Consider the following 11345-nt stretch of genomic DNA (forward strand, 5'->3'; position numbering starts at 1 on the left):
CTGCGGGAGTCTTTCGGGCCGCTATTGCTCGGGTCTGCTGCTGTTGCAGTTTCGCGACGCAGGGCGCCCATGCTGCATTCCCTGCTTCCCCTTCGTCGCCAATGCCCTAAAAACGCCGCGCTCATCACGAGACGTTAACTGTGGTATTGGATCGTCGCTCGCAACCGGGCCGCCGTCCATGGCGGAGCCGGTCTTGTTGTTTGCGGCGCTTAGGCGCGGTCTTGCTCCTTGAGGACGAGGGAAGAGGGATACGATGTCGAATTTCAGCCTGACCCGCCGCGAAACCGTGCTGGCACTGCTTTCGGGTGCAGCAACGGCCGCGACCGCGCCAGCCTGGGCTCAGCAGGCGGAGTGGCGCCAGAGCTATGATTCAGGCGCTCRCAATGCTGTTGCCCGGTCCTCGACCCCGACCTTGTCTTCCGAGACGCTGCAGGCGACGGAGCAAGCGATCGTCGCCTATCGCGACCTTGCCGCCCGCGGCGGCTGGACCCCGATCCAGCTGACTGACAAGCTTGGCGTCGGCTCGCGCGGCCCCGGCGTGGTCGCGCTGCGCCAGCGCCTGATCATCACCGGCGATCTCGATTCTGCTGCCGGCACCAGCAATATCTATGACTCCTATGTCGAAGCCGGAGTGCGCCGCTTCCAGTCGCGCGTCGGGCTCTCGACGACCGGCGCCATCAATCGCGCCACCCTGACCGCCCTGAACGTGCCGATCGAGCGGCGTATCCGCCAGCTCGAGACCAATGTGGTGCGCCTGCGCTCCTGGTCGGGCAATCTCGGCAACCGCTATGTCGTCGCCAATATCCCGGCGGCCTCGGTCGAGACGGTCGAGAATGGCCATGTCGCGACCCGCCATGCGGCCGGCGTCGGCAAGGCCGACCGGCAGTCGCCGCTGCTGCAGACCAAGATCCCCGAGGTCAATTTCAACCCGACCTGGACCGTGCCGGCTTCGATCATCCGCAAGGATCTGATCCCGAAGATGCGCAAGGAGCCGAACTACCTCACCGAGAACAAGATCCGCATCATCGGCCCTGCCGGCGAGATCGCGCCCGATCGCGTCAACTGGAATTCGGACGAGGCCACCCGCTACACCTTCCGCCAGGATCCCGGCGGCGAGTTCAATTCGCTTGGCTTCGTGCGCATCAATATCCCGAGCCCGCACGGCGTCTACATGCATGACACGCCGGCCAAGGGCATTTTCGGCGACGATTTCCGTTTCGTCTCCTCGGGCTGCATCCGCGTCCAGAACGTGCGCGACTATATCGCCTGGCTGCTCAAGGAGACGCCCGGCTGGGATCGCGCCAAGATCGACGAGGTGATCCAGTCCGGCGAGCGCATCAACGCCCGGATCAGCAATCCCGTGCCGTGCTACTGGGTCTATATCACCGCCTGGGCGACGCCCGATGGCGGCGTGCAGTTCCGCGACGACATCTACAACAAGGATGGCCTGGGCCCGGCGCCGGTTGCGGCGCTGCAGGAAGACCAGAACATCTGAGAGCAAGCGCTCTCTCATCCTGAAACGGCCCGCCGGTTCTGGCGGGCCGTTTTCATTTGGCGTCCAATGGGCTGTGGTCGGGCGCTGCTCTCAGGCCGCCGTCGCGACTTCCCGCAGCACGGCGACGACGCGCTCGGTGAAGGCCCTGGTCCCGAGCGTTCCGCCGAGGTCGCGCGTGCGCTGCTCCGGCAGGCGGATCGTGCGGTCGAGCGCAGCCTCGATCGCCTGGCCGGCACGCAGCAGCGCCGGGTCCTGCCTGCGCTCCCCCAGCCAGTTCAGCAGCATCGCGGCCGAGCCGATCAGCGAACAGGGATTGGCGAGGTCGCGGCCGGCGATGTCGGGAGCCGAGCCATGCTGCGCCTGGGCCACCGCATGGTCCTGCCCCGCATTGAGCGACGCGGCCAGCCCGAGGCTGCCCGAAATCTCCGAGGCCTGGTCGGAGAGGATGTCGCCGAACATGTTGGTCGTCACGATGACGTCGAACACCCCGGCATCGCGGACAAGCAGCGCCGCCATCGCGTCGATGATCTTCTCCTCATAGGCGACGTCGGGATAGCGTTCGGCGACCGAACGCACGCATTCCAGGAACAGCCCGTCGGAGATCCGCAGCACATTCGCCTTGTGCACGGCCGTGACCTTGCGCCGGCGCTGGCGGGCAAGGGCAAAGGCGCTCTCGGCGATGCGCAGCGAGGCCTGTCGCGTCACCTTTCGGAAGGAGAGAGCCAGGTCCGGCGTCGGCATCATCTCGCCGGGACCGAGATGCATCGAGCGGTCGGAATAGAAGCCCTCGGTGTTCTCGCGCACCACGACGAGGTCGAGCGGCTTGCCGCAGCGCGGCTCAAAACCCTCGCGCGAACGGGCAGGGCGGATATTGGCGTAGAGGTCGAGCCGCTTGCGCAACTGGCCGGAGGGGTTGAGCCCGCCCTTCTCGGCCGGCGGGTAGTCATTATGGGATACAGGCCCCAAAATGACGCCATCGGCCCGACGCRCGGCCTCGAACACGCTCTCCGGGAAGGTCGAACCGACCGTGCCGAGCGCGGCAAAGCCGATCTCGGCATGCTCATAGTTGAGCGCGAAGCCGAACAGCTGGCTCGCCTCGTCGAGCACGCGACGGGTGGCCGCGCTGATCTCGGGGCCGATGCCGTCTCCGTCCAGGACGAGAAGCTGCAAGGGGGCGTTTTTCGGTGATGTATCGGTCATTGCAGGGCTGCGTCCGGAACAGGGATGGAGCTGCCCGGCCGGCGCGCCGCCGCGCGGGCCGGGCAGCAGGGATCATTCGACCTTGATGTTCGCTTGCGCGACCACCTTCGCCCATTTCTCACGCTCCGCCTTGACGAAGGCCGTGAACTCCTGCGGCGTGTTGCCGATCGGCTGCGCGCCTTCCAGTTCGAGGTTCCGGCGCACTTCGGGCAGGTTGATGATGGTCGCGACCTCGCTGCGCAGCCGGTCGATGATCGGCTGCGGCGTGCCCTTGCGGACGAAGACGCCATACCAGCCGCTGGCCTCGTAGCCGGGCACCCCGGCCTCAGTGAGCGTCGGCACCGTGGGCAGGGCAGGGGCGCGCTCCGCGGTGGTGACGGCCAGCGCCCGCAAGGTGCCGCCATGCACATGGCCGATCGCCGAGGGCAGGGTCGCGAACATCATCGGGATATGGCCGCCGATCAGGTCGTTGAGGGCGGGGCCGGCGCCGCGATAGGCGGCATGTTTCAGGTTTGTCTGCGCCATCAGCTCGAACAGCGCGGTCGCGATATGGTTGGCCGAGCCGTGGCCGGCCGTGCCGTAGGTCAGGCCTTCCGGCTGCGCCTTCGAGAGCGCGATCAGCTCCGCGACCGAGTTGGCCTTGACCGACGGATGCACCAGCAGGAGCAGCGGCGCCTTGGCGATCAGGGTGACGGGCTCGAGCACCTCGGCCGGATCGTATTTGAGATTCTTGAACAGGCTCGGGTTCACGGCCATCGGGCCGATATTGCTGATCAGCACGGTATAACCATCGGCCGGCGCCTGCGCCGCGGCCGTCGTGCCGAGATTGCCGCCCGCGCCGGCGCGGTTCTCGACCACGACGCCGACGCCGAGGCGCGACTGCAGCTTCTCGGCCACGGCCCGTGCGATCACGTCCGTGCCGCCGCCCGCGGCATAGGGCACCACCATGGTGATCGGCCGGCTCGGCCAGTCCTGGGCCTGAGCGGCGCCGAACATACCCAGCATCGCTCCGAGCATCGCGCCCAGCCGCAGTCCCGCAACTCTCCGCATCGTCAATTCCTCCCGTCGATCGTTGCCCGTCGGTCTCTCGCCGACGGTTTCTCAATTTCGGTATACCGAATTATACTGAGACGAATTGATACGAGGCAAGCGTTGATTTCGGCGCTGGCTCACGCGATCACGCGTGACCGGCGGAGCGCGCGCCGGACGAAGCGAGGAGATGGTCTTGGGTGATTTTGCCGACATGCAGCCCGCGCCCTCGCTGGCAGGCCAGGCCTATGCGCGCTTGCGCGACGCGATCGCCAGTGGGGAGCTTCGTCCCGGAGCCAGGCTGCGCGAGGAGGATCTGGCGAAGCATATGCAGATGAGCCGCACGCCGCTGCGCGAGGCGGTGCGCCGGCTCGAGGCGGAGGGCTTCTTCACGCGCGAATCGCGCAGTCTCGTCGTCGCCTCGCTCGATCATCAGGCGGTGTCGGAACTCTATGCGATGCGCGAGGTGCTCGAGGGCACGGCGGCTGCCTTCGCCGCGCGCCATGCCGCAGAGGTCGAAATCGAGGCGCTGCGCGATCTCCATACGCTGGAGGCCGGGTTGCTCGCGCAGCCGCAGGATCTGGCGCGCCACAACGAGCGCTTCCATTCCGCGCTCTACGGCGCAGCGCATAATCGCTATCTGCTCAAGACCCTGAACGCTTTGCGTGACGCCCGCGCGCTGCTCGGCCCTTCGACCCTGCTTGACCCCGTCCGCGCCGCGCAGGCCCATGCCGAACACGAGGCCCTGGTCGTGGCTGTCGAGCGCCGTGACCCGGTTGCAGCTGATGCAGCCGCGCGCAGCCATATCCGCTCGGCCCAGCGCGAACGGCTGAGGCGGCTGGTGACCGGCGATTAGGGCCGCTCCCCCCGGAGTTGGGGGAGCGCTGTTCAGGCTCCGCGCTTGCCGCCGGTCGGGCCTGCCGAAGCCAGCTTCAGCACGAGCGCTCCAGCCAGCGCCGAGAGCAGCGAGCCCATCAGCACGCCGATCTTGGTGGCGTCGCCGAGTTCGGGATTTTCCGGGAAGGCCAGCGCTCCGATGAACAGGCTCATCGTGAAGCCGATGCCGCAAAGCAGTGCGACGCCGTAGAGCTGCAGGTAATTCGCCTTGGCCGGCATGGTGCCGAGTCCGCTCTTCACCGCCACCCAGGCGAAGCCGAAGACGCCGATCTGCTTGCCGATGAACAGGCCAAGCGCGATGCCGAGCGGAATCGGCGCGAGCAGGCTCGACGGCGACATGCCTGCAAAGGACACGCCTGCATTGGCGAAGCCGAAGATCGGCACGATCACGAAGGACACCCAGGGATGCAGCTTGTGCTCGAGCATGTGCAGTGGGGAATGCTCGGGCTCGTCGCTGCCGCTGCCGTCGCCGATCGGGATCGTCAGCGCCAGGATGACGCCCGCCAGCGTCGCGTGCACGCCCGATTTCAGCTGGAAGAACCAGAGCAACGCGCCGATGGCGAGATAGAGCCAGATTCGCGTCACGTTCGTCCGGTTGAGAACGATCAGGACGGCAAGGCACAAGCCCGCCATGCCGAGCATCGGCAGCGAGATCTCGCTGGTATAGAACAAGGCGATGATCAGGACGGCGCCGAGATCGTCGAGAATCGCGAGCGCGGTCAGGAAGACCTTGAGCGAGACCGGCACGCGGGGCCCGAGCAGGGCGAGCACGCCGAGCGCGAAGGCGATATCGGTTGCCGCCGGGATCGCCCAGCCGCGCATCGCGACCGGGTCTCCGCGCGTCAGCGCAAGATAGATCAGGGCGGGCGCGATCATGCCGCCGAGCGCCGCAATGCCGGGCAGGGCGCGTCGCGACCAGGTCGAGAGCTGCCCCTCGATGAATTCGCGTTTGATCTCCAGCCCGACGAGCAGGAAGAAGATCGCCATCAGCCCGTCATTGACCCAGTGCAGCACGCTGAGGCCGCCGACATAGCTGCCGAGCAGCTTGAAATAGGCGGGCGCGGCCGGCGAATTGGCGATCAGCAGGGCTATCGCAGCCACGCCCATGAGCAGGAGACCGCCGGCCGCTTCGCTCGCCAGCAGGGCCTTCAATGGCGAGCGCCTGGCAGGTGGAGCATTCCCGGCGATGTCTTGCGTCACGTTCAATTCCTTGCTGGCTGCTGTCGCCGCCCTTTGTGCAGGCGGCGCGCGCTCATGTCACCCCGCATCGGCCCTTGGAATGGCGGCCCCCACCGTGCTACGGAGCGCGCGATAGCGGGCTCGGCCGCGAGATTCCGCAACAGCCAGAACTGCGTGGCTGCCGCATGGCCCTTGCCGGCCCCTGCGGCAATCCGAAGCGCCGATGGAGCATCCCATGAGTCGTGACGCCGCTGCCGAGAAGCATCTCTCGAACTCATTCTTCGGCGCTTCGCTCGCCGATTCCGATCCGGAGATCTCGCGTGCCATCGGTCTCGAGCTCGGTCGCCAGCGCGACGAGATCGAGCTGATCGCCTCGGAGAACATCGTGTCGCGCGCCGTGCTCGAGGCGCAGGGCTCGGTGATGACCAACAAATACGCGGAAGGCTATCCGGGCCGCCGCTATTACGGCGGCTGCCAGTTCGTCGATATCGCCGAGAAGCTGGCGATCGAGCGCGCCTGCCGCCTGTTCGACTGCCAGTTCGCCAATGTCCAGCCGAATTCCGGCAGCCAGGCCAATCAGGCCGTGTTCATGGCGCTGATGCAGCCCGGCGACACCTTCATGGGCCTCGATCTCGCTGCCGGCGGCCATCTCACCCATGGCGCCCCGGTCAACCAGTCCGGCAAGTGGTTCAAGGTCGTGCCCTACGGCGTCTGCGTCGTCGACCAGACCATCGATTATGATGCGATGGAGCGCCTCGCCGTCGAGCACAAGCCCAAGGTCATCGTCGCCGGTGGCTCGGCCTATGCCCGTCATTGGGATTTCGCCCGCTTCCGCGAGATCGCCGACAAGGTCGGCGCCTATTTCATGGTCGACATCGCGCATTTCGCCGGCCTGGTGGCGGGCGGCGCGCATCCCTCGCCGTTCCCGCACGCCCATGTCGTCACCACCACCACGCACAAGACCCTGCGCGGTCCGCGCGGCGGCATGATCCTGACCAATGACGAGGCGCTGGCGAAGAAGATCAACTCGGCGATCTTCCCCGGCATCCAGGGCGGCCCCCTGATGCATGTCATCGCCGCCAAGGCGGTCTCGTTCCACGAGGCGCTGCAGCCGGAGTTCAAGATCTACGCCCGCGCCGTCGTCGAGAACGCCAAGGCGCTGGCCGAGACGCTGAAGACCAAGGGCTTCGACCTCGTCACCGGCGGTACCGACAACCACCTCATGCTGGTCGACCTGCGCTCCAAGAAGATTACCGGAAAGGCTGCGGAAGCAGCGCTTGGTCGCGCCCATATCACCTGCAACAAGAACGGCATTCCCTTCGATCCGGAGAAGCCGATGGTCACCTCCGGCATCCGCCTGGGCACGCCGGCTGCGACCTCGCGCGGCTTCGGCGTCGCCGAGTTCCAGCGTGTCGGCGAGCTGATCGCCGAGGTGCTGGACGGGCTCGCCGCGCATGGCGAGGAAGGCAATGACGCCGTCGAGCAGGCGGTGAAGGCCAAGGCCCACGAGCTGACGGCACGTTTCCCGATCTATTGAAGACAAGGCGACCCCGTCGCCTGAAGGAGAAGAGCCGCGATGCGCTGTCCCTATTGCGGCTCCCTCGAGACCCAGGTGAAGGACTCGCGTCCCACCGACGATCACGCCTCGATCCGCCGCCGCCGCGTCTGCCCTGACTGCGGCGGCCGCTTCACCACCTTCGAGCGCGTGCAGCTGCGCGAGCTCACCGTGGTGAAGCGCTCCGGCCGGCGCACACTCTTCGACCGCGACAAGCTGCAGACCTCGATCGAGGTCGCCTTGCGCAAGCGCCCGGTCGCGCCGGAGCGCGTCGAGCGCATGGTCAACGGCATCGTCCGCCAGCTCGAGAGTTCGGGCGAGGGCGAGGTTTCGAGCTCCACCATCGGCGAACTGGTGATGGAGGGGCTGAAATCCCTCGACGATGTCGCCTATGTCCGCTTCGCATCGGTCTACAAGAATTTCCGCGAGGCCCGCGATTTCGAGGAGCTGCTCGGCCAGCTCAGCGGCGACGAGATCGAGGCTGCCGGCGTGGTTCCGCCCATTCGTGGCGATGACTGAGCAGAGCGCGCTCGACCGCGCCTTCATGCAGCAGACCCTCGCCTATGGCGCGCGCGGGCTGGGCACCACCGGCACGAACCCTAGCGTCGGCGCGCTGATCACGCAGGACATGCCGGACGGCCCCGTCGTGATCGCACGCGGCCACACCCAGATCGGTGGCCGGCCCCATGGCGAGGCCCATGCCTTCGACCGGGCAGGCGCTGCCGCGACGGGCGGCACGCTCTATGTCACGCTCGAACCCTGCTCCCACCGCACCATCCGCGCCGCGACGCCTTGCGTCGAGCGCACCATTCGGGCCGGCGTGAAGCGGGTCGTGGTGGCGATGGCCGATCCGAATCCGCGCTTTCGCGGGCTCGGCTTCGCGCTGTTGCGCAGCGCTGGCATCAGCGTCACCACCGGCGTTCTCGAAGACGAGGCCAGGCACACCCATCGCGGCTATGTCCTGCGCATCACCGAGGGGCGGCCGATGGTGACCTTCAAGGTGGCGCGCACGGCCGACGGCTATGCGGGCAGCGCGGCAGGCGGCCCCATCGCGGTGTCCTGCCAGGCTGCGAATGGCTGGGTCCATCTCCAGCGGGCGCATCACGACGCGATCATGCTCGGCGTCGGTTCGGTGCTCGCCGATAATCCGATGCTGACGGTCCGCCTGCCGGGAATGGCGCATCGCTCGCCGATCAGGGTCATCCTCGATTCGCATCTGCGCCTGCCGCCGGGCTCCCGGCTCGTGCAGTCGGCAGGCGAGGTTCCGGTCTGGGTGATCGCGGCGGAAACGGCCCCTGTTGCGAACGAGGCCGAGCTGGTCGCGGCAGGTGTCGAGGTCATGCGCGTCTCAGCCGGACCGGACGGTCATCTCGATCTCCGCGAGGCCCTGCATTTGCTCGGCGCGCGCGGCATCAACCGGGTCTTTTCCGAAGGCGGCCCGACGATCGGCGAGAAACTGGCTTTGGCGGGCCTGACTGATGAGGTCATCGTTTCGACCTCGCCGCGTATGCTGGGTTCGCCCGGAATCGTCGCCGTCCGTCCGGCCCTTGCCGGATTGCTGGCCGACCCCGATCTGTACCGGCTTGCGGAGAGTGGCCTGATCGGCCACGACMGTTTCGAGCGTTATGAGAGGATTGCCTGATGTTCACCGGCATCGTCACCGCCATTGGCACGATCGTGGAGGCCCAGAACAAGGGGCCGAGCCTGAAGCGGCTTGCGATTGCGAGCCCGTACGAGGCCGCGGGAATCGAGATCGGCGCATCGATCTGCTGCGCCGGCATCTGCCTGACGGTGACGGCTCTGAAGCCCCGCGAAGATGGCGAGGGGGGCTGCATCTTCCAGGTCGAGGCCGCTGCCGAGACCTTGTCCAAGACCCTCGCCGGGGAGTGGGAGGCGGGCACGAAGGTCAATCTCGAACGCTCGCTGAAAATGGGCGACGAGCTGGGCGGCCATCTGGTGACCGGTCATGTCGACGGCGTCGGCACGATCCTGAAGATCGAGCCGATCGCGGCCGATCCCGACGAGCCCTGGGGCGCAACCGCGCGCTTCCATATCCGCGCGCCGCAGGGTTTGCCGCGTTTCATCGCGACCAAGGGCTCGATTTGCCTCGATGGCACCTCGCTCACGGTCAACAGCGTCGAGGACGATGTCTTCACCGTCCTGCTGATTCCGCACTCCTTCAGCGTCACCACCTGGGGCGAGCGCAAGCAGGGGGACCGCATTCATGTCGAGGTCGATCTGATGGCGCGGTATGCCGCGCGGCTTGCGGAGGCGAGCCCGGGGGGGTAACCAGCCGACTTGAAATCCAACAAGGATAAGAACGATGGCCGGACCCCGGCAGATCTCGGCCGATAAGGCCGCAACTCCCGCCGCTCCCCTGGACGGCGCACGCGTGCTCGTCGTCGAGGCGCGCTTCTATGACAAGCTGGCTGACGAGCTGCTCGAAGGCGCGCTCGCGGTGCTCGACAAGGCCGAGTGCCGCGTCGACGTCGTKACCGTGCCCGGCGCGCTCGAAATCCCGACCGCGATCGTCATCGGCCTGCGGGCCGCCGACGAGGCAATCGACCCCTATGAGGCGGTTGTCGCGCTCGGCACCGTCATCCGTGGCGAGACCGGCCATTACGACATCGTCGCCGGCGAAAGCTCGCGCGCGCTGATGGATGTCTCGGTGGCCTATGCCATGCCGCTCGGCAACGGCATCCTGACCGTCGAGAACGATGCCCAGGCCTGGGCCCGCGCCAATCGTGCCGACATGGACAAGGGCGGCGGCGCGGCGGAAGCGGCGCTCGCCGTCCTGCGTTACAAGCGCTCGCTCGCGGACAAATCCTCATGAGCCGCGCGGAACTGCGTCGCGGTGCACGGCTCTCCGTCGTGCAGGCGCTCTATGAGATGGAGATCGGCGGACGCGGCGTCATCGAGGCGATGGCCGAGTTCGAGGCGTTCTGGATCGGCAAGGAGGTCGAGGATATCGAGCTTCCCAAGGCTGAGATCGCCTTCTTCCGGGACCTGCTCGGCGGCGTCGTCCGCGAACAGCGCCTGATCGACCGCTCGGTCGATGACGTTCTCGCCGCGGGCTGGCCGCTCAAGCGCGTCGAAGCCGTGGTGCGCGCCATCCTGCGCGGCGGCGCCTATGAACTCGCCTTCCGCAAGGATGTGCCGGCGCGCGCCGTGATCTCCGAATATGTCGCGGTCGCCCGTGCCTTCTACGAAGGCGAGGAGATCGGCATGATCAACGCCGTGCTCGACAAGATGGCCCGCGACTTCCGCGCCGACGAATTCGACACGCCGGCCGCCTGACGCGCTGATGGCCGGCGCTCCCCAACGACCCGGCGAGTTCGAACTGATTGCGCGCTATTTCGCGCCGATCGCCGGTGCGGGCGGCCTTGGCCTGCGCGACGATGCCGGGTTGCTGCGCCCGGCGCGCGGCTTCGAGCTTGTGGTCACGACGGATGCGCTGGTCGCAGGCGTGCATTTCCTGCCCGACGATCCGCCAGCCTCGATCGCCCGCAAGGCGCTCGCGGTCAACCTGTCGGACCTGGCGGCCAAGGGGGCATCTCCCTTGGGCTTCGTGCTCTCGCTGGTCCTGCCCAAGGGCTGGACCGAGCCCTGGCTCGCGGGCTTCGCCCAGGGGCTGGGGGAGATCGCGGCCGAGAGCGCCTGTCCGCTCGTCGGCGGCGATACCGTTTCGACGCCGGGGCCGCTGACGCTCTCGATCACTGCCTTCGGCAGCGTTCCGGCCGGGCGCATGGTGCTGCGCTCGGGCGCCAAGCCAGGCGATCTTGTCCTCGTCTCCGGCACGATCGGCGACGGCGCGCTCGGCCTCAAGGTCCATGCGCCGGCCAAGCCGGACTGGGTCGCCGGACTTAGCGAGCCCGATCGCGCCTATCTCGCCGACCGCTACCTGCATCCGCGCCCGCGCCTGGCGCTGGCGGCTGCCCTGCAGGATCATGCCTCGTCCGCCATGGATGTCTCGGACGGGCTCGTCGGCGA

12 protein-coding genes are annotated in these 11345 nt (G+C 67.4%); 9 read left to right on the forward strand and 3 right to left on the reverse strand.

Going from position 1 to position 11345, the window contains the following annotated elements; genetic code table 11:
• The first annotated feature begins 253 nt into the window (after nucleotides 1-253).
• Nucleotides 254-1495 carry a L,D-transpeptidase family protein gene (locus AC1DJT_RS27875; protein ID WP_476835302.1) on the forward strand — a complete coding sequence of 414 codons (1242 nt, stop codon included), beginning with the start codon at nucleotides 254-256 and terminating at the stop codon, nucleotides 1493-1495.
• A gap of 90 nt (nucleotides 1496-1585) precedes the next feature.
• Here the strand turns inward: AC1DJT_RS27875 and AC1DJT_RS27880 are convergent, their stop codons facing one another.
• Both AC1DJT_RS27880 and AC1DJT_RS27885 read right to left on the reverse strand, forming a co-directional pair.
• Nucleotides 1586-2695 carry an isocitrate/isopropylmalate dehydrogenase family protein gene (locus AC1DJT_RS27880; protein WP_476835303.1) on the reverse strand — a complete coding sequence of 370 codons (1110 nt, stop codon included), beginning with the start codon at nucleotides 2693-2695 and terminating at the stop codon, nucleotides 1586-1588.
• A gap of 72 nt (nucleotides 2696-2767) precedes the next feature.
• Nucleotides 2768-3745, reverse strand: a complete 978-nt coding sequence (locus AC1DJT_RS27885) for a Bug family tripartite tricarboxylate transporter substrate binding protein (RefSeq protein ID WP_441504751.1) — start codon at nucleotides 3743-3745, stop codon at nucleotides 2768-2770.
• Nucleotides 3746-3920: 175 nt separating this feature from the next.
• Between AC1DJT_RS27885 and AC1DJT_RS27890 the strand changes: the two genes are divergently transcribed.
• The gene (locus AC1DJT_RS27890; protein ID WP_441488697.1) at nucleotides 3921-4580 is read left to right on the forward strand and encodes a GntR family transcriptional regulator; all 660 of its coding nucleotides are present in this window, start codon (nucleotides 3921-3923) and stop codon (nucleotides 4578-4580) included.
• Nucleotides 4581-4612: 32 nt separating this feature from the next.
• On the opposite strand, the gene nhaA is transcribed toward AC1DJT_RS27890, so the two are convergent.
• Entirely contained in the window at nucleotides 4613-5821 is a 1209-nt protein-coding gene (nhaA, locus tag AC1DJT_RS27895; protein WP_441504750.1) for a Na+/H+ antiporter NhaA, read from the reverse strand.
• Nucleotides 5822-6035: 214 nt separating this feature from the next.
• Between nhaA and glyA the strand changes: the two genes are divergently transcribed.
• From glyA to thiL, 7 genes are all read left to right on the forward strand, one after another.
• A complete protein-coding gene (gene glyA, locus AC1DJT_RS27900; RefSeq protein WP_441504749.1) occupies nucleotides 6036-7337 on the forward strand; it encodes a serine hydroxymethyltransferase in 1302 nt (433 codons plus the stop codon).
• 39 nt (nucleotides 7338-7376) lie between these two features.
• Complete coding sequence (nrdR, locus tag AC1DJT_RS27905) at nucleotides 7377-7874, forward strand: transcriptional regulator NrdR (protein ID WP_441488694.1); 498 nt, start codon at nucleotides 7377-7379, stop codon at nucleotides 7872-7874.
• On the forward strand, nucleotides 7867-8997 hold the full coding sequence (gene ribD / locus AC1DJT_RS27910; protein WP_476835304.1) for a bifunctional diaminohydroxyphosphoribosylaminopyrimidine deaminase/5-amino-6-(5-phosphoribosylamino)uracil reductase RibD: 1131 nt from the start codon (nucleotides 7867-7869) through the stop codon (nucleotides 8995-8997). The genes nrdR and ribD overlap by 8 nt, the downstream gene beginning before the upstream one ends.
• Nucleotides 8997-9644, forward strand: coding sequence for a riboflavin synthase (locus tag AC1DJT_RS27915; protein ID WP_441504747.1), 648 nt, complete (start codon nucleotides 8997-8999; stop codon nucleotides 9642-9644). Before ribD ends, AC1DJT_RS27915 begins: the two co-directional genes overlap by 1 nt.
• Before the next feature lie 34 nt (nucleotides 9645-9678).
• The gene (gene ribH, locus AC1DJT_RS27920) at nucleotides 9679-10188 is read left to right on the forward strand and encodes a 6,7-dimethyl-8-ribityllumazine synthase (protein WP_441504746.1); all 510 of its coding nucleotides are present in this window, start codon (nucleotides 9679-9681) and stop codon (nucleotides 10186-10188) included.
• Nucleotides 10185-10652 carry a transcription antitermination factor NusB gene (gene nusB, locus AC1DJT_RS27925; protein WP_441478347.1) on the forward strand — a complete coding sequence of 156 codons (468 nt, stop codon included), beginning with the start codon at nucleotides 10185-10187 and terminating at the stop codon, nucleotides 10650-10652. The genes ribH and nusB overlap by 4 nt, the downstream gene beginning before the upstream one ends.
• 7 nt (nucleotides 10653-10659) lie before the next feature.
• A partial coding sequence (thiL, locus tag AC1DJT_RS27930; RefSeq protein WP_476835305.1) for a thiamine-phosphate kinase occupies nucleotides 10660-11345 on the forward strand: 686 nt, incomplete at its 3' end.

The sequence above is a fragment of the Allobosea sp. 05T422_2 genome (assembly GCF_056396265.1).